This is a genomic window from Halomicrobium sp. HArcht1-1, from assembly GCF_058933285.1.
Genome location: NZ_JBZYDL010000001.1, coordinates 3,007,680 through 3,028,909, shown reverse-complemented (window position 1 = coordinate 3,028,909; position 21,230 = coordinate 3,007,680). Strand labels below are relative to the sequence as shown.

Below are 21,230 nucleotides of genomic sequence, written 5' to 3'. Positions count from 1 at the left end.
GCCTACGGTACGGCGGGCAGAACACATAAGTCGGCCGTTGACCGGCCGGCGCGCAACGGGGCGTCTGGCCCCTCGTCGTCGGGCGCTCCCGCGTCTCCCTCCGCCGTCTCCGCCTCGCTGCGTCCGCTCTCGATCGGTCCGTCCCACGCCGACAGGCCGGGGCCGAAGCTCTCGGCTCGGCCGGAGAACTCCTCGTAGGAGGCGATCAGCCGCGCGGCCTGGACGCTCGATTTCCCGTGCGGACAGACCGTCACGACCCGCTCCGCGCCCGCGAACTGCTCGATGTCGTCGACCAGCTGCTGGAGCGGGACGTTCTCGCTGCCGGGGATGTGTCCCCGCTCGTACGCACCGGGCGAACGGATGTCCACGACGCGCGCGTCGGTGCCGTTTTCAGTATCGCTTCCAGCTCCTCGTGGCCGATTTCCCGTCCATTACCGAACGCTGGGTGCTGGGCTCCCTTACGCCTCACGGTCGATACCCGCACTGTGTGGCTGTTCTGGGAGGGCGCGCCGCCGACGACTACAGCAGCCCGTCCTCGCGAGCGAGCAGGATCGGCGTGAGCGCGAAGCCGTTGACCGGCCCTCCGTGACCGCAACACGTCGACGGCCTCGTCGACGGGGACCGTCAGGGTCTCGATGACTTCGCCCTCGTCCGGGTCGGGTTCACCCGCCACCAGGCCCGTCGCGAAAAAGACGTGCCGGACGTAGCGAGTCCACCCTGAGGGGACGTACGAGTCGACGTAGCTGAGTTCCTCGGCGCGGTAGCCGGTCTCTTCGCGGAGTTCGCGGCGGGCGGCCGCGATGGGTTCCTCGCCGTCGTCGATCCCGCCAGCGGGAGTCCCAGCGACCGCAGCCGGAACCGCGGGCGGTACTGCTCGACGAAGACGAGTTCGTCGTCCTCGGTCGGCGCGACGACGATGACGGCGTCGGACGGCTCCAGCCAGTAGTAGTCCGCGAGCGCTCCGTCCGGCCGCTCGACCCGGTCGTAGCCGGCCTCGAAGAAGGGGTCTCCCAGACGACGACGCTCTCTCGGACCGGCCACTCGGGATCCGGTCGGTCCCAGGGATCTCGTGGCTCCTCGCTCACAACAGCCCTCCGCTCGCGCGAGCAAGATCCCCTCGATCGTGGCGTCGTTGGCCGGTTCGTTGCGGGCCACGTCCAGTGCGTCCGCGATGGGGACGGTCGTGACTGTGAGGAACTCGTTGTCGTCGAGGTCCGACTCGACCGGTTCCAGTCCCTCGGCGAAGACGATCCTCGCCGGTGTCTGAGGACGCCGGTCGAACACCAGAACTCCTCCAGCAGCGAGACGCCAGCGGCCTCGAAGCCGGTCTCCTCGCGGAGTTCGCGCCGGCCAGCCTCGGTGTAGGACTCGCCGTCCTCGACGATGCCCGCCGGCAGCTCCAGACACTGCTCGCGGATCGTCGGCCGGTACTGATCGACCAGGAGCAGTTCGTCGCCGCTGCGAGCGACCACGACGACGGCGTCGGGTAGCTCCGCCCAGTAGTACGCCTTCTCGCTCCCGTCTGGCTGTTGGACGCGATCGTAGCCGCCGGTGTACCAGCCAGTCTCGTACTCGGTCTCGGAGTCGACGATCGGCCACTCGTGGGTCGGCTCGCGTGTCATGGTCGGTCCTGTGTGACGCCGATACGATAAAGCGTCCCGTTGTGTGCCAGCCGCACCGACTCGCCGTCGGCCGCCCGTGGGTTGCGCTGGCGCAGCGCCGCCAGTTCGTCGAACGGCGAGTGCGTGAACGCGCCCTTGATCCCGACGGGGCCTCGCCAGTAGGGTTCGGAGTAGCCGGTCTGATTCGCGCCCGCGTCGGCGATGGCCGCCGTCGTGAACGGGTGGGTCCGTTCCGAGAGCGTGTCGCCACCGACGGCCGTCGCGTTCGGTCCGGCGGTGACGTTCGTCTCGTTGGCGTCGACCTCGCCGACCGGCGTCGCACTCACGTAGTAGGGATCGCCGCTGCGAAGCAGCGACGGCGCTACCCCAGCGCGAGCAGGAGGACCAGGACGACCCCGATGCCCAGCAGGAGATTCCGGGTGACCGTCCGCATCAGACCACGTCCTGGTAGATCCGAGCGACGGCCTGTCGACGCAGCGTCGCGACGGCGGCCGCTTCCTCCGCCTGGAACGTCGCCGCGACGGCCTGCTCGGCGAACGGCGGGGCGTGCCAGGCGACGTTCTCGACGTTGTCGGCACCGACGACCTCGACCTCGTGGTCGGCCGACTCGCGCCACTCGTCGAACGCCTCACGGGTACCCACTCGCACCTGCAGGGCCTCGCCGAACATGGCCTCGCGGGCCGTCTCGGACGACGTTGCTGGTCACCCGCTCGTCGTACTCCTCGCTGTCGAACGCCATCGACTTGGCGACGGCCTTGACGACGACCTGTGCCGTCGAGCCAAGCGCCTCGTAGCGCTCGCGTGCCTCTCGGGCGGTCTCCGGTAGAAACGTCCCCTCGGTGTGCATACCCCCGCTTGGTCTGGCGGGGACTACTCGGTTTCGTCTGCCGACTCGGACCGCTCCGCGTCCGCCTCTTGCATCGCCTCGGTCATCTCGCGCGCTTCTTCGAGAATCTCGCCTCGTCGTCGAGCCCCCGCTGGCACGCTCGCGGGCCTGCTGGGGTCGATGCCGTGGCCCTGTCCGTGCTGGTGGTCGTGGCCACCGGCCTCGAAGGGAAACTCCGTCTCCGCGGCCAGTTCGACGACCTCGGCGGCCAGTTCGTCTTCGCCGTGGTCCCCAGTCGGGGACGTGTTCGTCGAGCCAGTCCTCGTGGTCGCCGCCGCCGGTCAGCGCCGTGAACGCGAGGTGGTTCGCCAGGTGGCCGGCGTCGGCCTGTGGCTCCTCGCAGACGGGGCAGGCATAGCCCATACGGAACGAAAGCACACCCGGACCAATAGGCGTTTCACTCGATCGGTGCGACGAACTGCCGCGTCGCGCGGTCGGTCGCCCGACCCAGCCCCCGCCACCGGTCCGGTGTCGCCCGGTTCCCCTCGGTCCCGAAGTAGGGTACTTCGAGCGTTCGCGAGGACGTGGCTCCGGCACGGTCGAGAAACGCCGTGAACGTCGACCCGGCACTTCGCCCACCTGGCTCGGCGAACCCCGCGTCGGCCGCGAACGCCATTGTATCGTCGGTCCGATCACAGGCCTCGTCGAGGAATCGGGCGAACCGCCGGTCGGCCGCCGTCGCGTCCTCGGGCGAGCAGGCGAAGAACACGCGATCGTGCGGATCGCCCCACTTGTACGGCGAGTGGAAGTCGAGCGCGAGCGCCGACCCTCGCCGTCGATGTTCCGAACGTAGCGCTTGACCGCGGCTGTCGTCGGGTACAGCGGCTCGATATCGTCGAGGACGCCGTTCGAGCGCCCGTAGTCCCGGTTGTGATCGTGAGGGAGTCTGGCCTTGCCCTGGTCGCCGCGCTGGACGCCGTCGAGGTCGACGAGTGGCACGACGTGGGCGCACCACTCCGACGGGGGGTCCGCTGCCAGTGCCCCGAGCCACCCTTCGAGCGCGTACGAGGCCGGGGACTCGCAGGCGTGGTGGCGGCAGGCGCCGACGACGTGGGTTTCCGCCGCTGTATCGCCGATCCGTAGGAGCGGCACCGCTCGGCCGTTCGCCGTCGTGGTCAGCCGCTCCCGGTGGACGCGTTCGTGCTGCCGATCGGAGCCTCCACCACCGCTCGAAGTCCGCGCGGACGTACGGTACCGAGAACGCGAACGCGGCCCGCTCGTCGGCCCCGAACCCGTAGCGAAAGCCACGCCGGTCGTCGGTGGCGTCGGCACCGAGCCACGACCAGGTCCGCCGGTCCCGACTGACTGCTGGTCCCCAGGGCCCGACGACCTCGCGATCGAACGCGACGTCGACCGTCCGCTCGGTATCGCTCTCGACGGTGACGTTCCAGTAGAAGAACCACTCGTGGCCGGCGTCGCGGGGATCCGGTGCGAGTGTCACTGTCCGGTCTTCGATCGTCACGTCGGTCGCGTTCGTACTTGGGTACCCACCGACCACGCGGAGGCCGTCGTGCTCGGCGAGGACTGTCGCCTCGGTGTCCATGCGAAGCGTTCGTCGGGTGGGGGCGAAAGCGTTGGCGGTCTCCTCGCGGTCTCACTCCGGCTCCAGCGCCCGGATCATCACCAGCGCGTCCTCGCCGTTGCCGTAGTAGTTGGGGATCGTCCGGCGGTGTTCGAAGCCGAACGACCGGTACAGCGAGCGTGCGGCCGTGTTACCGACTCGGACTTCGAGCTTGACCGAGCCCGTTCCGGCGTCTTCGAGCACGTCGATGGCACGCCGGAGCAGTCGTCGACCGATCCCCTGCCCGCGGTACGCTTCCTCGACCGCGAGGTCCTTGACGTGGCCCAGCGGCGTCCCGTGGTTGGGGACGGTGTCGGCGACGACGTAACCGAGCAGTTCGGGCTCGTCGTGGCGTTCGTCGACGGCGACCAGAAAGCCGGGTTCGCCGACGTAGCTCTCGAACGCGGAGAACGGCCTGTGGGAACGCGGCCGACTCGATCCGATGGACCGCCAGCAGGTCCGACCGCGTCGCGGGACGGACCGTCGGCGGCTCCGTATCGCTGTCGGGAACGGTCGTCACTGCCGCTCTCTACGTCGCGGGCTCACTAATGGATGGCGGCCTCGGGGTTCCCGGTGACTGATACTGCCGGCTGTCACTTCGTGACGAGCTTCGCCACCCGGGGTGGCGAAATCATTCACAGATGTACAGCCGGTAGTACGACAGACCCTCTATTCTTTGGTCCTGGGACACGGGACATGTTCGCTCCTGCGACCGGCGTGTACGTCTCACATCGTGCCAAAAAGCTCTTAACTATCAAGGACGCAAGAGTAAACGCACCCAACTGGGTGCTACCCCCACATCCCCCCAACCATCCCACCCCACTTTCGTTTTCGCCGCTAGAAGAAATCGCTCACGTACACGTCTCGCGCCCCGAACGTCCCGCTCAGCGCAGCCACGGCGTCGTCGGTCGCAGTGACGACCTCGCGGGCCGCCGCCGTCTCGATCGACAGCGTTCCGACGTACAACTGTGCCAGGACGGCCGAGTCGACCACGAGACCGGGCTCGTCGGTCGTCGCTCCGGGTTCGAGTCGCCGGCACGTCAGGTCCGGTTCGACTCGGAACTGGGCGCGAGCGGATCGGTCACCTCCACCGTCACCGCTTCGGCCGGCCCTCGCTCGGCGGGGAGCGTCTCGATCGCCGTCGGTACGTCGACGACGTACCCGCTCGCTCGGCTCGACCGACGCCTCGACGGCGTCGGGGTCGGCGGCCTCTCTGAGCAGCCGCCGTTCCCGCGGACACGCCCACTCCACGCGGTCGGCCTGTGGAGCGTGGCGTTCGAGGAAGCCAAGCAGGCTGTCGGCGCGCCCGCTCGCTCCGGGTGGCCAGCCCTCGACGGTCAGCGTCTCGGCGTCGCGGTCGAGCCTGTAGACGACGTAGCCCGCGGGCCCGTCGTCCCCGTCCGGCGTCCAGGTGTAGGCCCACGCGTCGTCGAGCACCCGCTCGCGCCACCACCGCTCGGTTCGTCGGAGCGCCAGCTCGTAGTCGCTGGCGTCAGCCTCACACCGCTTCGAGGCGTCCGAAGTCGTCCGGTCCGACGCGCTCGAAGCGTCCCGCCGGGCCGGGATCTGCCATCGCCGCCGGTGGGAAGGCGTAGGCCGTCTCGGTGTGGACCAGTCCCCACCCACGCTCCCGGTAGTAGTCGATCGACGCGGGCCACAAGACTGCGTAGGACAGCCCGCGGTCGGCGAACTCTCCGACGGCCGCACGCAGGAGTCGCCGTCCGTATCCTTGCCCGCGGTGTTCCGGCGGTGTGACGAACCCCTGATCCCGCCGATCGTCCGCCACGCGCCCGCGAGACGCACGTCGATCTCCAGCAGTGCACAGATCGAGCGGAACCGCCCGTCTTCGACGTAGGCCCACCGCTCGCCCAGCGCCCGCGGCACCGTCTCGTCCGGGTCGGGGACGCCGCCGTCGCCCCAGACGTGATCTTTGATCCGCTGGTGTCGCCCGTTCGTCCTCGGTGACGCTGCGGAACGTGCCCATGGTGTCGAGGCGGCGGCGAGGTCAACAAGCGTTGGGGTCTACCGATCCGTGGGCGTCTCGTCGCCGCATGGCCGTCGCTTCCCGTCGCCGGACTCCGACAAAAATGTGCGCGGTTCGTGTCGTCCCGATCGGACGCGGTTCCTGGCTGCTCCGATCACGAGGGCGAGGTTCTTCGCTACGCTCAGAACCTCGCTCGCCTCACGGCGCGTGCGAGGCGGTTTCACCGCCTCGGCATGCGCGGCGCAACGCGCCGCGCATGCGCTGTTCGGCTGTCGGAGCCCTCGCGATGCTCGGCGTCTCCCGTCAGTCGTCTGCGGGTGCCGCGCCGCTGTCGTCCTCGTACTGCTGTTTCGTGTGGGTGAGCTTGCCACCGGAGGCGAGAACCGGCGCTCGCGCTCGGAGGCGTCCAGCGTGGCGCTCGCTTCCCAGTCGTCGTTGACACGGATGGTGAACTCCGTCTCGCCGGACTGGATGGCGTCGGCCACGTCGGTGACGATCTCGACGTCGTCGCCCTGCTCGATCTGCTCGTAGGTGTCCGCGTCGATCTCCAGGGGAACGATCCCGAAGTTGAAGAGGTTCGCCTTGTGGATGCGGGCGAAGCTCTGTGCGAGGACGGCGTCGATGCCGAGATACATCGGACAGAGGGCCGCGTGTTCGCGCGAGGAGCCCCTGTCCGTAGTTCTCGCCTGCGACGAGGACGCCGCCGTCGTTGTCCTTGGCGCGCTGGGCGAAGGTGTCGTCGACACGCGAGAGCGTGAAGTCGCTCAGCTTGTCGATGTTCGAGCGGAACTTGAGGATGTCCGCCGTCGCCGGGATGATGTGGTCGGTGGTGATGTTGTCCTCCATCTTGAGGAGCGCCTCACCCTCGATGTCCGATCCCAGCGGGTCCTTCAGCGGCACGTCGCCGATGTTGGGGCCCTTGATGAGCTCGTCGTCGACGGCCTCGTCGGGCGCGATGAGGTCCGACTCGAGTTGCCGATGTACTCGTCGGGCGGCTCGATGCCCGGCGCGTCCAGATCGCCGAGTTCGTCGGCGAGGTTGCGCGGGTCGACGATTTCGCCTTTGAGTGCCGCCGCGGTGGCGACCTCGGGCGAACAGAGGTAGACGGAGTCGTCCTCGATACCGGAGCGACCCTCGAAGTTGCGGTTGAACGTCCGCAGCGAGACCGAGTCCGAAGCCGGGACGTGGCCGATGCCGATACAGGCACCACACGTCGCTTCCGAGAAGTTGACGCCAGCGGCCATCATCTCCGCCGTCCAGCCCTCGCGAGCCAGCATCTCGGAGGCCTGCTTGGAGCCGGGCGCGACGATCATCTCGGTCTTCTTGTCGACGTTGCGATCCTCCAGCATCTTCGCGGCCGGGAGGATGTCCTCGTAGGCACCGTTCGTACAGGAGCCGATCATGACCTGCTCGACGTCGACGCCCTCGACCTCCTCGACGGGGACGACGTTGTCGGGCATGGACGGCTGTGCGATGAGCGGTTCGAGGTCCGAGAGGTCGACGACGATCTCGTCGGCGTACTCGGCGTCGTCGTCGGGCTGGAGCTCGACGTACTCGTCTTCGCGACCGAGGCGCGAGAGGTAGTCCTCGGTCTGCTCGTCGGTCGGGAAGATCGAGGTGGTCGCACCGAGCTCGGTCCCCATGTTTGTGATGGTCGTCCGCTCGGGGACGGTCAGGCTCTCGACGCCGGGGCCGGTGTATTCGAGCACCTTGCCGACGCCGCCCTTGACCGAGAGCCGGCGGAGCAGTTCGAGGATGACGTCCTTGGCGGTCGCCCACTCGGGCAGCTCGCCTTCGAGGCGGACGTTGACGACCTCGGGCATGTCGATGTAGTAGGCACCGCCACCCATGGCGACGGCCACGTCGAGGCCGCCCGAACCGATCGCCAGTTCGCCCAGGCCGCCGGGGTCGGCGTGTGGGAGTCCGAGCCGAGCATCGTCTTGCCGGGCGCGGCGAAGTTCTCCTTGTGGACGTTGTGACAGATACCGTTGCCGGGCCGGGAGAAGTGGGCACCGAAGGTCCCAGCGGCCGAGCGCAGGAAGCGGTGGTCGTCCGTGTTCTTGAAGTCGAACTGGTAGGTCTGGTGGTCACAGTACTGGGCGGCCAGTTCCGTCTGGACCTCTTCGAGTCCCAGCGCTTCGAACTGGAGCCACACGAGCGTTCCAGTCGTGTCCTGTGTCAGCACCTGGTCGATTTCGATCCCGATCTCCTCGCCGGGCGTGAGTTCGCCTTCGACGAGGTGATCGTCGAGGATTTTCTCCGTGAGCGTCTGTCCCATAACGTCCGTGAGTCGACGGCGCGCGCGTATAAATCCCGCGTATTCCCGCGAGTTTTCGAGCGGTGTCTGCCGAATTGTGGCCTTTTGCGCCGGTCAGCTTCCGTATCTACTCAGTTTCTCGCGACTCTCGCCGAGGATCTTTGCCGATCGTTCGATACTGCTCGGGAAATCCGAACCATTGTTCATCCGGATCCGTCTCGCGTCCCTCGGTTCGACGTGGCGGTCTCGGAAGGCTCATCACGCTGGTTACCGACCGATCGGGCATGTACAAGAGCGGACGTTTCGTCGCCGAGGCACTGGGTGACCTGCGACCCGAACAGGTCCAGCCAAACGGCGTCGACCTGACGCTCGCGGCGGTGTCCGAACAGGTCGAGCCGGGTCGGATCGAACGCGGCGACAAGCACGTCGGTGACCGGACCGAGATCGAGCCCGACGACGGCGTCTACCGGCTCGAACCCGGCGCGTACGTCGCCGAGTACGGCGAACGGGTCGCCGTCCCGGAGGGCCACGTCGGCTTCGTCTACCCGCGCTCGTCGCTGATGCGCAACTCCTGTATGCTCCACACTGCCGTCTGGGACGCCGGCTACGAGGGCCGCGGCGACCGCCTACGACTGGGAGGCGACGACGGACCTGATCGACGCCCAGTTTGCCTTCACCGAACCGCTGCACGCCTCGCCCGAGGCCTACGCACTGACTATCGACATCGACCCCGGCGACCTGCTGGGCGGGCTGGCACGCGCGCTCCCGTCGATCACGGTCGACTACACCGACGAGGCGCTGCGGGCGATGACCCAGGCCGAGGCGTTCGTCGTCGATCGAGCGAAAGCCGACGCCGAATCGCACTTCGCGTAGTCCGCGCCTCAGCGGCCCGCATCGAGGTCCTGGTCGGCCCGAGCGTGGCGCGTCCAGCGCTTCTCGACGTCGCGGTTGGCGACGACCACGAGGTTCCCTTCGTCGGTCTCGATCCGGGTCTTCCGGAGGTCGATACTCACGAGCCGGCCCGTCACCGACGCGGTCTCGACGCGGTCTCCTCCGAGAAGTCCTCGTCTTGCAGGAGGTACACCCCTGCGACAGTGTCGGCGATCATCTCCTTGAGTGCGAACGCGACACCCAGCCCGATGAAGCCGCTGGCGGTGCCGAGGCTGGCAGCGACATCGCCCAGCCCCACGACCTTCAGGAGCCCCAGGATCGCCCCGAACCACAGGAAGATCCCGACGACGGTGACCACGAGGTCGACGATTAGCTGCTCCTCGTCCCGGTAGAGCCGATCGACGACCGACCGAACGACCGCCAGTACGAGCTTGATCGTGAGATAGGCGAGCACGAGAAAGAGCAGTCCCGACAGCAGCCGCGGCACTGCCACGACGATCCCGTCGACGAACTCCGAGAGGATGGCGCTCGTCGACGGCTCGACGGTCGGCGCTTGCGTCGCTTCTTGCAACATGGCCTCGACTACGCCTCACGCCCGAAAGAGCGTGGGGGTGTCGGCGAGCGAGCCGCCTCCTCATACTACCGGCTGTAAATCTGTGACCGATTTCGCCACCCGGGTGGCGAAGATCGTCACGAAGTGACAGCCGGCAGTATCACGCGACGCCAGCGGCGCACGCTCCGTGACGGTCGGCACGGTCGCGCGGTGGTCGTGACGAGAGCGCGAACCGCTGTCCGGACGACTGCGGCTGTGTCAGGCGTCCCGCTCGGCGACTTTCACCAGCTGCTTGCCGATGTTCTCGCCCTCGAAGAGGCCGAGGAAGGCGTCGGGGGCGTTCTCCAGGCCCTCGGTGACGGTTTCGCGGTACTGGACGTCGCCGGTCTGGACCCACTCGCCCAGCTGCCGGGTCGCGGCCTCGAAGCGGGGCTGGTAGTCGCCGACGAGGAACCCCTCGACGGCGGCGCGCTTCTCGACCAGCGTCGCCAGCTTGCGCGGGCCGGTCGGGAGTTCGGTCGCGTTGTACTGGGAGATCTGCCCACAGACGGCGACGCGAGCGTCGACGTTGAGTCGGGTGAAGACGGCGTCGGTGATCGGGCCGCCGACGTTGTCGAAGTAGGCGTCGACGCCGCCGGGGCCGCCTCGTCGAGTGCCGCTCCGTAGTCGTCGGTCGTCTTGTAGTTGATGCCGGCGTCGAAGCCGAGTTCGTCTTCGAGGAACTGGACCTTCTCGTCGGAGCCGGCGAAGCCGACCACGTCAGCGCCCTGGAGGCCCGCGATCTGGCCGGCGACCGAGCCGACCGCGCCCGCCGCGCCGCTGACGACGAACGTGTCGCCCGCGGTCGGCTGTGCGATCTCCTTGGTCCCGAAGTACGCCGTGCGGCCGGGCATGCCCAGCACGCCCAGCGCCGTCGAGATCGGGGCCAGCTCGGGGTCGATGGGGTACAAGCTTCCGTCCCCGGCGCGGTTGCGTAGTCGGCCCATTCGAGTTCACCCGTGACGACGGTCCCCGCTTCGAGGCCCGCGCCGTTGGACTCGACGACTTCCCGACGACGGCGGCCTCCATCGGATCGCCGACGCCCCACGGATCGGCGTAGGACTCGCGGGCGTCCATCCGACCGCGCATGTAGGGGTCGACCGAGAGGTACAGCGTCCGGACGAGTGCTTCGCCGGGGCCTGGCGTCGGCACGTCGCGCTCTGCCAGCTCGAAGGTGTCCTCGTCCGGTCGTCCGTCGGGTCGCTCCGCAAGCAAGAAGACGCGGTTGGTGTCTGACATCGGCCTCACTTCGGCGGGCACCCGGAAGTGGCTTCGGACACCGCACGTCCGTTTGTGTGCGTTGTTGGGCGCGAAGTGAATCACTATCCAGCGCCAGCCGGCAGGCTGAAGCCACTCGCCGAACACCCCCAGACAGAGCGATGGCGAGCGAGCTGACCCTCCGACAGTACGACCCGCGAGACGCCCACGCCGTCTGGGAACTCCACGAGTGGGCGATGCGGGTCGCCGGCACCGATCCGGCGGACGTGCCCGGAACCGACGATCTCCGGGCAATCGAGACGCAGTACCTCGACGCGGGCGGGGAGTTTCTGGTCGGTATCGGAGACGGCGAAGACGACAGCGACGCCGCCGTCCCAGAGACGTTCGACGGACCGGTGGTCGCGATGGGCGGGCTCTTGCCCTCGGAGTCTGGCCACGACGACGAGCGGACGGTCCCCGGCGCTGCCGAACTCCACCGGATGCGCGTCGCCCCGCCGATGCAGGGCCGTGGCCACGGCCGAGACCTGCTGGCGACTCTCGAACGACGGGCGGCCCAGCTGGGTTTCGAGACGCTGCTGGCGACGACGGCCGTCCGGCAGGAAGCGGCGGCACGGTTCTACCCCGCTGCGGGCTATCGCGAGGTCGACCGCTCGGTACAGGGCGAGTACGAGCTGATCCACTTCGAGAAGACGCTGTGAGCGCGCCGCCGTCGCGGCGGGCTGTCTCACGATAGAAGATTTAAGACCGCGGGCGGTAGAGGGTCCGCATATGTCTGACGGCGACTTCGCGGGGTACGGCGGCCGCCACGTCCCCGATCCGCTGGTAGCACCGCTCGAACAGCTCGCGACGACCTACGACGACATTCGAGAGACGACGGCGTTCCAGACGGAGCTCCGGGACCTGCTCGAATCGTTCGCCGGGCGACCGACGCCCCTGTTTCACGCGGAGACGCTCAGCGACCGCTGGGGTGCGGAGATCTTCCTCAAGCGCGAGGACCTGCTCCACGGCGGGGCCCACAAGATCAACAACACGCTCGGACAGGCGCTGCTGGCCAAACAGGCCGGCAAGGAGCGACTGATCGCCGAGACCGGCGCGGGCCAGCACGGCACGGCGACGGCGATGGCCGGCGCGTTGCTGGACCTCGACACGGAGATCTACATGGGCAAGAAAGACGTCGAGCGCCAGCGGATGAACGTCTTCAGGATGCGCCTGATGGGTGCGCAAGTCAACGAAGTGACCCAGGGCGAGGAGGGCTGGCCGAGGCCGTCGACGTCGCTCTGGAGGACTTCGCTCACAACGTCGACGACACCCACTATCTCGTGGGCAGTGTCGTCGGCCCCGACCCGTTCCCGCGGATGGTCCGGGACTTCCAGAGCGTCATCGGCGAGGAGGCCCGCGAGCAGTTCCGCGAACGCACGGGTGAGTTGCCCGACGCCGCGGTGGCCTGTGTCGGCGGCGGATCGAACGCGATGGGGCTGTTCCACGCCTTCCGGGACGACGACGTGGCCTTCTACGGCGGCGAGGGCGGCGGTGAGGGCGCGGACTCGGAGCGCCACGCCGCGCCGCTCGCGGCGGGCTCCGAGGGCGTCCTCCACGGGATGAAGACGCGGGTCATCGACGACGACGTGTCTGTCCACTCCGTCTCGGCGGGCCTGGACTACCCCGGCGTCGGCCCGGAACACGCCATGTTCCGCGAACTCGGCCGCGCACAGTACCGCGGAATCACCGACGAGGAAGCGCTCGACGCGTTCCGCGAACTCTCCGAGTCCGAGGGAATCATCCCCGCACTGGAGACGAGCCACGGCCTCGCGCTCGCGAAGCAACTGGCCGAGGACGGCGACCACGAGACGATCCTCGTGAACCTCTCCGGCCGGGGCGACAAGGACATGGCACAGGCCGCAGAGCAGTTCGATCTCGCCTGATACTACCGGCTGTCCGTCTGTGCAGCATTTCGCGACCCCCCGGTCGCGGTTCCGCTGTTCGATTCCGCCGGATTTATCAAAATATTATTTCAAGCGCTAGTATGGATCGACGGACGTTCCTGACGACGACCTGCGCTGGCACGGCGGCCCTCTCTGGATGCCTGTCGGCGCTTCCGTGGACGAGCGGAGGGAACACGCCACTGCCCGAGGTCCCCGGCGGTTCCTGGACACAGCACGGGGCGGACGCCGCCAACACGTTCGCCCCGGCCGTCTCCGCGCCCTCGCGGGCGGCCTTCGCGTGGACGTCTTCGGCGTTCACGCGCTGGGACCCGGTTATCGCCGACGGCACGATCTACACCACGAACTTCGATCCCAGCAACGACGGCAGTGCCATCGCGCTCGACGCACAGGACGGCACCGAACAGTGGCGAACGACGCTCGGCAGGGAGGGTCGTCACGGACGCGCCCTCGTCGACGGCCGGTTCGTCGTCGCACACGACTCCGGCCTCGTCGCCCTCGACCGACAGGAGGGAGGCGTCGACTGGGAGCGCGCCGTCGAGGGGCTCGACACGTCGCTTGCGCAACTGCTCGCCGTCGCGGCGTCTGGGACGATCGTCGTTCCGTACGCCGACGGCCTCAAGGCGTTCGGGGCGACGGACGGCGAACGGCGCTGGAAAGCGCCCGAACTGCCGGGCCAGCGGGTCACACCCGCCATCGCCGACGGGACGATCTACGCCGTCGGCAGCGTCGACGGGACAGACACGCTCGCCGCGCTCGCGCTCGCCGACGGATCGGTCCGCTGGACGCGCTCGCTCGACGGACGAGCCCCGAGCGCGCCGGTCGTGACCGACCACGGCCTCCTCGTCGTCGACGACCGGACGCTCGTCGTCCACGACCGGGAGACGGGCGACCGCCGCAGCGAACTCCACTCGTTCGACTACGACGGGACGACCTTCGACGCGACGGTCGCTACCGACGGCACGACGGCGTTCGTGACCAGCGACGACGGACTCACCGCCGTCGACATCGCCGACGGAACGACCCGGTGGCACTACGACGAGTGGGTGTACACCGACGGCTTCTCGGTCGGGACCGAGACCGTGGTCGCGATGGCCGACGGCGGCGAGTCCACCGACCGGACGATCACCGCGTTCGACCGCGAGACGGGCGAGGCGCGCTGGGACTACGTGATGGACGGCTTCCACACGCCCTCGATCGGACCGATCCTCGCCGACGGTGCCGTGTTCTTCGCGACCAGCAGCACCGACGGCCTCGTCGCCATCGGAGACGTTCCGGAGTGACACCGCCGATACGTTGCGGGACGACTCGCCCTTCCGGGTGACGACGCGGGCCACAGACGAACGGCCGACGGTCCGACCCCTTCGAACTCTCGCGCCCGATCTCCGGCAAACTCGTGAACCGTCTAACACGTTCGGGGGATTTTTACTGCTTGGTACGGTATACCACGGCATGTCTGGTCCATCGCACGGCGTCGACGATCCGGTCGACGAACTGAGCGAAACCGAGGAGTTCGACAGCCTGATCGGTATCGTCGGCGACGGCGTCGTCGGCGCGGCGGGCGGGCTCGTCGGGACGGCGCTGTCGACGGTCGTCTTCCTCATCGCGGAGAGTCTCGGCGTCTTCGAACGGTCGGCGTTCGCGCTGCTGACCGAACTCGTCGGTATCGAGGAACTGGTCCCACCGATCCTCGCGGGCTATCTCATCTTCCTCGCCGGTGGGATGGCCCCCTGGCCGCTGCTGTACGCCTCGCTGAAGGGGTACCTGCCCGGTCGTCGAGACCCCGTCAGCGGCGCGTTCTTCGGGTTCGCGATCTGGACCGGCTTCGTACTGGGCTTTTACACCGGCCAGTCCGGCCTCGCGCTCGTCGGCTACGCCGTCCTGACGCTGCTGGCACACGTCGTCTACGGCGTCGGCCTCGGACTCGTCTTCGAGTACTTCCGGACCCGGCCCAACTCGATCGTCTGATCTCGCGGCGGCCGAGAGCGGTACGCTTGTCTCCCTCGCCGGCCACACACGCGTATGCACCTCTCCGAGGCCACCTGGACCGACGCCGCGGATCTCGACACGGACCTGGCCGTCCTCCCGGTCGGCAGCACCGAACAGCACGGCCCCCACGGCCCGCTGGGGACCGACGTTCTCACGGCCGAGGCCGTCGCCGAAGCCGGGGCCGAGGCCTACGACGGCGAGGTCGTCGTCGCGCCCGCGATCCCGGTCGGCGTCGCCGAGGAACACCGCCACTTCGCTGGGACGCTGTGGGTCGGCGAGGACACCTTCCGGGACTACGTCGGCGAGACGATCGCGAGCCTCGCCAGCCACGGCTGGGATCGGGTCGTCGTCGTCAACGGCCACGGCGGCAACGTCGACGCGCTCCGGGAGATCTGCGGGCGAGTCACCCGCGACGGGACGGCCTACGCGGTCCCGCTGACCTGGTTCGACGCCGTCGACGCGCCGGACATGGGCCACGGCGGCCCGGTCGAGACGAGCCTCCTCCTGGCGACCGACCCCGAACTCGTCCGGAGCGACCGCCTCGAAGCCAGCGCGGCCGACGCCGCCGACTCGTGGGGCGAGTTCGAACACGGCGTCAATCTGGCCTACGACACCGACGAGTTCAGCGAGAACGGGACGGTCGGCGATCCGCGAGCGGCGAGTGCCGACCGCGGCGCGGCGTTGCTCGACGCGGCGAGCGAGGCGCTGGCGGACGTGCTGGCGAGTGTCAGAGACCGCGATAGTACCAATTGAAACGATCGACACACCGATCGCACTGCTGTCGTGCGATCGGGTGTGCATCGATTTTCACTGGCTACTATAGCCTAGGCTTCTGCCTCGGCGTCTGCGTCGGCGTCGGCCTCGGCGTCGTCGGTCTCCTCGTCCGCGTCTTCGGCGAACTCTTCGAGGGTCCCCGGAGCTGTGGGATCGTGCTCGTCAGCTCGCCCACCTGCTCGCGGGCCGTCTCCACGTCTTCGAGCAGCGTTTCGAGCGCGGCGATGTCTTCTTCGAGGTCACCGGCGTCCTCGAAGGCGTCGGCACGCTCGCCCATCGTGTACCACTTCTTGGCGTCTCTGAGGTGTTCTTCGGCGTCTTCCACGTCGAGTGCGCCTTTCAGTGCGTTGAGCACGCCCAGCGTGTTGTCGGCGTCGACGTCCCAGATGTCGTCGGCCACCGGGAGGACCGCGCGTGCTTCGTCGAGTGAGGCCTCGACGTCGTCGCGCATCTCGGAGGCGGCCTCGCCGAACAGTTCGTCGTCGTCGAGCGTCGATTGGCTCATGGTCACGTGTTCACACGGCGGGGAATTAAAAGCCCGCCTGAAAGTGAAAGTGTAACCGCAAGCGGGTAGCGGTCCAGGTGCGACGAAACCGAAAGACGCTACCGGACCGTGGTTTCGTCGGCTCGCAACTCCTCGCGAACCTCGGGGATCGGGTCGAGATCGTCGTCGACGCCGCCGAGCACCAGCATCGCGTAGTAGCGCAGGAACGACTGGAGCGGTGCCTGTACGAGTCCGCCCACGAGCAGCGCCACCACGAAGAAGGCCAGTCCGAGCACGGCATAGACCGCGATCGCGGCCGTACTGAACGCCGCGAACGTGTAGACGCCGAAGGCGACGAGCCCGAACGGAATCGCCACGAGCGCGAGCGCGAACAGCATGACGATGCTGCCGAGGATCCCGACGCCGATCCCCAGTAACACGCTGACGACGAGGTAGACGAGGTACTCCGCGAGGTTACTGGTGATCGACGACCACAGCCGACTCCAGGCAGCGAGCAGGCCGCGGTCCTCCGCCAGCATGATGGGGACGACGAACACGGTCGTGAACCCGTTGACGATCCCGGTGCCGATCACCAGGAGCACGATCAACGGGATCGCCAACGCGAACAGGCCCAGCGACGCCGCGACGTTGTCGACGCCGCCAGCGACCAGCAGTCCCACCAGGAACAGTCCGACTACGAACACCCCAGCGGCGAGGACGATCGCGACCTGAAAGCCAAGCAGCCGGAGGCCGTTGCCGACGTTGCGCGAGAAGTACCGCCGGACGTGGACCTCGCGCTCGAACAGCGACTCGACGAAGACGAACTCCATGATCGGCGAAGCAAACAGCAGCAGGAGGGCAAACAGGACGGCAACCCCGATGAGAGCGACGGCCCCGAGCCCGATCGCGGCGTCGGGCGTCACGCTCCCTGCTCCGGCACTCGGCGCGGTCCCGAGGTCACCGTTGCCGGCGAACTGCGGTACGTTGCTTGCGTTGTTCAGGACGCCACCGCCGCCGGTGACGAAGAACATGATCACTGCGAGACGAAGCCACGTTCCGCGATCGAAGGGGAGGAGGAACCCCTTCGTGGCCTCGATTGCGTCGTCGATAGCATCCAGGGCAGCGTATCCCATGTACGACGGTACAGCGACGACGGCACTAAAATTATCGCTTTTCGAACACACCTCGCGGACGCTACTCGGGGGCGGCCACGTCGTCGACCGCCATCAGCGGATAGTCGCCGTCCATCCGCATGCTCGTCTCGACGGCGACGCCCTCGTAGTCGACCGTCATCTCTACCTCGGCGAAGCGACCGGTGAACTCGGTGTAATCGGCCGACTGCGCCTCGATCTCGGCACGGAGCGCCTCCTCGCGGATCTCCACGGACACGTCCTCGCAGTGGGGCTGGTTCTCGATGGCCTCGGCCATCGCCGCCGCCAGCGAGTCGGCGCTGTCTGGGCTGATCGGCGTCCCCGCGAACTGGTGGTACAGCGAGCCGAACTTCACGCCCGCCTCGAAACACGCGACCTGTGGATCTGTCGGGTCCATACCCGTCGGTGGGGGCGACCTGACGAAAGACTGTCGAGAGAGCGCCGAAACCGCAAGGTACGTATCGCCCCCGCCGTAGCATCTACCTGAATGAACGAGCCTGTTCTGCTCACGGGCGCTGGCGGTGCGGTTGGGGAGGCTATCCTCGGTGGGCTCGAAGACGACTACGAGTGGAAGCTCATGTATCACAGTCCGCCCGTCGAGGAGCCCGATCACGACTACGTCGTCGGTGACGTGGCGAACGACGAGGACGTTCGGGCCGCCGTCGAGGGCGTCGGGGCGATCATTCACCTCGCCGGGGATCCACGACCCGACGCGCCGTGGAACTCCGTGCTGGCGAACAACATCGACGGCACCCAGAAGATGTACGAGGCGGCCATCGACGAGGGCGTCGAGCGGTTCGTCTACGCCTCCTCGAACCACGCCGTCGGGGCCTACGAGGACGAGCGCAAGCCCGACCTGTATCGCACGCACGACGACTTCCGTCTCGACGGCTCCGAGTTCCCCGCCCGGGAACCTCTACGGCGTCTCGAAGGCCACGGGCGAGGTCATCGGCCGGTACTACCACGACGAGTACGGGATCGACGTGTGCAACGTCCGCATCGGCAATCTCACGAAGGGACACCCGCCGATCGACTACGAGCGCGGGCAGGCCATGTGGCTCTCCTACCGCGACTGTGCCCACATCCACGACCGGGCCCTCGTCGCCGACTACGACTTCGAGATCGTCTACGGCATCTCCGACAACGACCGCAAGTACTACTCGCTGGAGCGAGCCAAAGAGGTGCTTGGCTACGAACCGCGGGACAACTCCGCGCACTTCGACGGCGAGGAGCGCGTAGCCGGGGCGGAGTGAGGTCCACAGCGCGCCCGGAGAGCGGGTCGAGATCGTCTACGGCATCCTCGCGAGCGGAGCGAGCGAGGGCTCGACAGACGAACGGAGTGAGTCTGTCGGTGTCTCCGACAACGACCGCAAGTACTACTCGCTGGAGCGAGCCAAAGAGGTGCTTGGCTACGAACCGCGGGACAACTCCGCGCACTTCGACGGCGGCGAGCGGGTCGAGACCGACGGCTGAAGCCTTCTTTTCGCTCCCGGTGACCGACGCTGATGGTCACGACGCTGGAACGAGACGACCTCTGTCACACAGCTCGGCGCGGCGGGCTCACAGATCGATCGCGACGCGCAACTCCGTGTCGGTGACCGTCTCGACGGAGTCGGCGGGGACCTCGATGTCGTCTTCGTCGGCGTCGCCGAAGCCAAAGCCCTGGATCACGCTCTCGGCGATGCCGGGTCCGGCTCGACGTAGGCCACCTGCTCGTCGGGGTCGACTTCGGTGACGACGCCGATCTGCTCGGCTTCGTTGTCCATCAGGAACTTCCCCTCGTCTGCTGTCGATAGAACTGACATAGCATCTGTACTGCATCGCCGTCCTACAAGAATCTTCTCGAAGGGGAGAGGGCGGCAGTATCACTCGAACAGTCCGTCGACGTCCGATTCGCGGTGTTCGCGGCGCTGGACGTGTTCGCCGAGTCTGGTCGCGACGATCGGCCGGCGGTCGGGTTCGCGCACGAACGCGAAGATCAGTCCGGTGTAGGGACCACTCTCGTCGGCGGCGACCTCCTCGCGGGCGTACTCGATGCCGGCGTCGACGGCGTGCTCGTCCTCGCCTTCGGCCAGGACTCTCGCGGCGACGGCCGTCGCCGCGAAGTCAAGATCGTCGTAGGTCAACCGCTGGCCCTCGTAGACCAGCGGCGGTGCGTCGTCCGGTGTCACCTCCCGCGGGGCCGTCGCGACGCGACCGAGGAACGACCGGACGGCGTCCAGTTCGATCCTCGATACGTCGCCGGCAGGTCGGCGAGGTACGCCCGACCGCTCTCGGCCAGCCCCGTGGCCCCGGAGTGGTTCTCGTCGTCGAGGTGGTGGACGACCGCGGTGAACTGGATCAGCCCGTGGAGTAGTCGCTCGTCGTCGGTCCCCTGGGACAGGTCGAGCCAGTGGTCCTCCCAGGCGTCGTGGGCCGCGTGGTACCGGCCCTCGTTGTAGATCGCGACGCCCGCCCGCAGGTGATCGCGCATGCACGGGCTTCGATCCCGGCGGGCAAAACGCCTGGGTCTACTCCTCGATCAGCACCTCGACGTCGCCGCCGAGTCCGACGATCACGTTCGACCCCTGGCGCACGTCGAAGGCGTCGATCGGGAGCGAGACGGTCCGGTCGGGGCCGTCCTCGACCGACACCGCGAGCTCGTACTCGCCCGCCGTGTCGATACCGGGGTCGAGTTCTCGCCGCTCGTCTGCGTCCAGCGACACCGTCTCCTCGGAGATCGTTTCGCCGCGCGCGACGGTCACGGTGACCGTCGCCTCGCCGCTCCCGTTCGCGAGCACCAGCAGGATCGGATCGTCCGGCGGCGGGTGGGACTCGTCGTCGGTTCGGCGGTCGGCGTCACGTCGGGATCGGGCGACTCGACACAGCCGGCGAGGGTCGCGACGCCGAGACCGGCCGCTCGGAGGAGGGCACGTCTGTTCACGCCGGTCGATCCGGCCGCCCGGACAAGTGCTTTCTGTGGGCCGGGACCGCAAGCATTAGTTGGTGGTACCACAGAGTCGACAGCATGTCACTCACCGACGCGCAGTTCGAACAGTACCAGCGAGACGGCTACGTCGTCGTCGAGGACGCCCTCGACGCCGAGACGGTCGACCGCGTGAAGCGTCGCCTGCGAGCGTACACTCACGGCGACCGCGCCGTCGAGGGGTTCCAGTCACAGATCGAGCCGGCCGTCGAGCGCGGCGAGATCGAAGTCGGGCACACGGGCGACGCGGTACGGAAGTTCGAGGGGCTGGGCATGGTCGAGACCGACGACGTGTTCCGCTCGGTCGCCCACGACGCCACGATCACGGACACCGCCGCCGAACTGCTCGGGCCGAACCTGAAGCTCCTGCGCAGCGCCGCGATGTTCAAACCACCGGCGGTCGGCAGCGAGAAGGGATTCCACCAGGACGCGGCCTACTACCCGATCCAGCCGATGGACCACGTCACCGTCTGGATCGCGCTGGACGAAGCGACGACCGAGAACGGCTGTATGAACGTCGTGCCGGGCGCGCACACGGACGGCCTGCTGGGCCACGAGGCCGCCGACTACGACACGGACATCGTCATCGCCGAGGACGACGTGGACCGCTCTGACGCCGTCGCCGTGCCGATGGAACCGGGCGACGCACTCTTCGCTCACTGCCTGGTTCCACACTTCACCGCCCCCAACACGACCGACCAGTGGCGGCGCGCGCTCATCGTGTCCTACATGGACGCCCGCTCGCGGTTCACGACGCCGGCCGAGGACCGGCCCGACTGGGTGGACTCCGTCCACATCCGGGGCGAAGAGTTCCCCGGCTGTGTGTAGGTGGTTTCTCTGACCGGCAAAACGTCCTGACAGCGATATCGCCCGTCACTTCTCGTCGTCGCACGAACGGACAGTCGTCACTCGCAGT

14 protein-coding genes and 14 pseudogenes are annotated in these 21,230 nt (G+C 68.0%); 9 read left to right on the top strand and 19 right to left on the bottom strand.

Annotated features, from left to right (window positions below):
• Positions 1-2 precede the first annotated feature (2 nt).
• The 11 genes and pseudogenes from AC5FRZ_RS15865 to AC5FRZ_RS15815 form a co-directional block, all read right to left on the bottom strand.
• Positions 3-368, bottom strand: coding sequence for a rhodanese-like domain-containing protein (locus AC5FRZ_RS15865; protein ID WP_493565059.1), 366 nt, complete (start codon positions 366-368; stop codon positions 3-5).
• Complete coding sequence (locus AC5FRZ_RS15860) at positions 251-802, bottom strand: NUDIX domain-containing protein (RefSeq protein WP_493565094.1); 552 nt, start codon at positions 800-802, stop codon at positions 251-253. Before AC5FRZ_RS15860 ends, AC5FRZ_RS15865 begins: the two co-directional genes overlap by 118 nt.
• A gap of 287 nt (positions 803-1,089) precedes the next feature.
• Positions 1,090-1,622: pseudogene (locus tag AC5FRZ_RS15855) on the bottom strand (NUDIX hydrolase); the annotation flags it as partial.
• Complete coding sequence (locus AC5FRZ_RS15850) at positions 1,619-1,948, bottom strand: hypothetical protein (RefSeq protein ID WP_493565058.1); 330 nt, start codon at positions 1,946-1,948, stop codon at positions 1,619-1,621. The gene AC5FRZ_RS15850 and the pseudogene AC5FRZ_RS15855, both read right to left, overlap by 4 nt.
• Before the next feature lie 106 nt (positions 1,949-2,054).
• A pseudogene (locus tag AC5FRZ_RS15845) lies at positions 2,055-2,469 on the bottom strand (DUF5809 family protein).
• Positions 2,470-2,492: 23 nt separating this feature from the next.
• Positions 2,493-2,871, bottom strand: a pseudogene (locus tag AC5FRZ_RS15840) (DUF5810 domain-containing protein).
• A gap of 34 nt (positions 2,872-2,905) precedes the next feature.
• Positions 2,906-3,217, bottom strand: a complete 312-nt coding sequence (locus AC5FRZ_RS15835) for a hypothetical protein (protein ID WP_493565057.1) — start codon at positions 3,215-3,217, stop codon at positions 2,906-2,908.
• A gap of 885 nt (positions 3,218-4,102) precedes the next feature.
• Positions 4,103-4,589, bottom strand: a pseudogene (gene rimI, locus AC5FRZ_RS15830) (ribosomal protein S18-alanine N-acetyltransferase).
• Positions 4,590-4,906: 317 nt separating this feature from the next.
• Complete coding sequence (locus tag AC5FRZ_RS15825) at positions 4,907-5,506, bottom strand: sterol carrier protein domain-containing protein (RefSeq protein ID WP_493565056.1); 600 nt, start codon at positions 5,504-5,506, stop codon at positions 4,907-4,909.
• Between the two features lie 61 nt (positions 5,507-5,567).
• Entirely contained in the window at positions 5,568-5,855 is a 288-nt protein-coding gene (locus tag AC5FRZ_RS15820) for a GNAT family N-acetyltransferase (RefSeq protein ID WP_493565055.1), read from the bottom strand.
• A gap of 501 nt (positions 5,856-6,356) precedes the next feature.
• A pseudogene (locus AC5FRZ_RS15815) lies at positions 6,357-8,331 on the bottom strand (aconitate hydratase).
• Between the two features lie 263 nt (positions 8,332-8,594).
• Between AC5FRZ_RS15815 and AC5FRZ_RS15810 the strand changes: the two are divergent.
• A pseudogene (locus AC5FRZ_RS15810) lies at positions 8,595-8,939 on the top strand (deoxyuridine 5'-triphosphate nucleotidohydrolase); the annotation flags it as partial.
• 252 nt (positions 8,940-9,191) lie between these two features.
• On the opposite strand, the pseudogene AC5FRZ_RS15805 reads toward AC5FRZ_RS15810, so the two are convergent.
• Together AC5FRZ_RS15805 and AC5FRZ_RS15800 are read right to left on the bottom strand one after the other, a co-directional pair.
• Positions 9,192-9,775 (bottom strand): annotated as a pseudogene (locus AC5FRZ_RS15805) (mechanosensitive ion channel family protein).
• A gap of 237 nt (positions 9,776-10,012) precedes the next feature.
• A pseudogene (locus AC5FRZ_RS15800) lies at positions 10,013-11,032 on the bottom strand (NADP-dependent oxidoreductase).
• 140 nt (positions 11,033-11,172) lie between these two features.
• Between AC5FRZ_RS15800 and AC5FRZ_RS15795 the strand changes: the two are divergent.
• The 5 genes and pseudogenes from AC5FRZ_RS15795 to AC5FRZ_RS15775 all read left to right on the top strand — a co-directional run bounded on the left by AC5FRZ_RS15795 (position 11,173) and on the right by AC5FRZ_RS15775 (position 15,693).
• Positions 11,173-11,709, top strand: a complete 537-nt coding sequence (locus tag AC5FRZ_RS15795) for a GNAT family N-acetyltransferase (protein WP_170092799.1) — start codon at positions 11,173-11,175, stop codon at positions 11,707-11,709.
• A gap of 70 nt (positions 11,710-11,779) precedes the next feature.
• Positions 11,780-12,933, top strand: a pseudogene (trpB, locus tag AC5FRZ_RS15790) (tryptophan synthase subunit beta).
• A gap of 101 nt (positions 12,934-13,034) precedes the next feature.
• A complete protein-coding gene (locus tag AC5FRZ_RS15785; protein ID WP_493565054.1) occupies positions 13,035-14,234 on the top strand; it encodes an outer membrane protein assembly factor BamB family protein in 1,200 nt (399 codons plus the stop codon).
• 169 nt (positions 14,235-14,403) lie between these two features.
• On the top strand, positions 14,404-14,919 hold the full coding sequence (locus tag AC5FRZ_RS15780; RefSeq protein WP_372480062.1) for a DUF6789 family protein: 516 nt from the start codon (positions 14,404-14,406) through the stop codon (positions 14,917-14,919).
• Positions 14,920-14,973: 54 nt separating this feature from the next.
• Positions 14,974-15,693 (top strand): creatininase family protein, encoded by a 720-nt coding sequence (locus AC5FRZ_RS15775; RefSeq protein WP_153554692.1) that lies wholly within the window; start codon positions 14,974-14,976, stop codon positions 15,691-15,693.
• A gap of 71 nt (positions 15,694-15,764) precedes the next feature.
• Here the strand turns inward: AC5FRZ_RS15775 and AC5FRZ_RS15770 are convergent.
• The 3 genes and pseudogenes from AC5FRZ_RS15770 to AC5FRZ_RS15760 all read right to left on the bottom strand — a co-directional run bounded on the left by AC5FRZ_RS15770 (position 15,765) and on the right by AC5FRZ_RS15760 (position 17,746).
• Positions 15,765-16,219 (bottom strand): annotated as a pseudogene (locus AC5FRZ_RS15770) (DUF5790 family protein).
• 98 nt (positions 16,220-16,317) lie between these two features.
• Positions 16,318-17,331 (bottom strand): DUF7544 domain-containing protein, encoded by a 1,014-nt coding sequence (locus tag AC5FRZ_RS15765; protein ID WP_493565053.1) that lies wholly within the window; start codon positions 17,329-17,331, stop codon positions 16,318-16,320.
• A 61-nt stretch (positions 17,332-17,392) separates the two neighbouring features.
• Positions 17,393-17,746: a dihydroneopterin aldolase family protein gene (locus AC5FRZ_RS15760; RefSeq protein ID WP_493565052.1), complete on the bottom strand. Its 354-nt coding sequence runs from the start codon at positions 17,744-17,746 to the stop codon at positions 17,393-17,395.
• Positions 17,747-17,836: 90 nt separating this feature from the next.
• Between AC5FRZ_RS15760 and azf the strand changes: the two are divergent.
• Both azf and AC5FRZ_RS15750 read left to right on the top strand, forming a co-directional pair.
• Positions 17,837-18,602, top strand: a pseudogene (gene azf / locus AC5FRZ_RS15755) (NAD-dependent glucose-6-phosphate dehydrogenase Azf).
• Between the two features lie 97 nt (positions 18,603-18,699).
• Positions 18,700-18,822 (top strand): annotated as a pseudogene (locus tag AC5FRZ_RS15750) (NAD(P)-dependent oxidoreductase); the annotation flags it as partial.
• Positions 18,823-18,909: 87 nt separating this feature from the next.
• Here the strand turns inward: AC5FRZ_RS15750 and AC5FRZ_RS15745 are convergent.
• From AC5FRZ_RS15745 to AC5FRZ_RS15735, 3 genes and pseudogenes are all read right to left on the bottom strand, one after another.
• Positions 18,910-19,154, bottom strand: a pseudogene (locus AC5FRZ_RS15745) (DUF8593 domain-containing protein).
• Between the two features lie 60 nt (positions 19,155-19,214).
• Positions 19,215-19,822: pseudogene (locus tag AC5FRZ_RS15740) on the bottom strand (DUF309 domain-containing protein).
• A 37-nt stretch (positions 19,823-19,859) separates the two neighbouring features.
• Entirely contained in the window at positions 19,860-20,129 is a 270-nt protein-coding gene (locus AC5FRZ_RS15735; protein WP_493565051.1) for an Ig-like domain-containing protein, read from the bottom strand.
• A 227-nt stretch (positions 20,130-20,356) separates the two neighbouring features.
• Here AC5FRZ_RS15735 and AC5FRZ_RS15730 point away from each other — a divergent pair, with 227 nt between their 5' ends.
• Positions 20,357-21,142, top strand: coding sequence for a phytanoyl-CoA dioxygenase family protein (locus AC5FRZ_RS15730; RefSeq protein WP_493565050.1), 786 nt, complete (start codon positions 20,357-20,359; stop codon positions 21,140-21,142).
• The last annotated feature ends 88 nt before the right edge of the window (positions 21,143-21,230 follow it).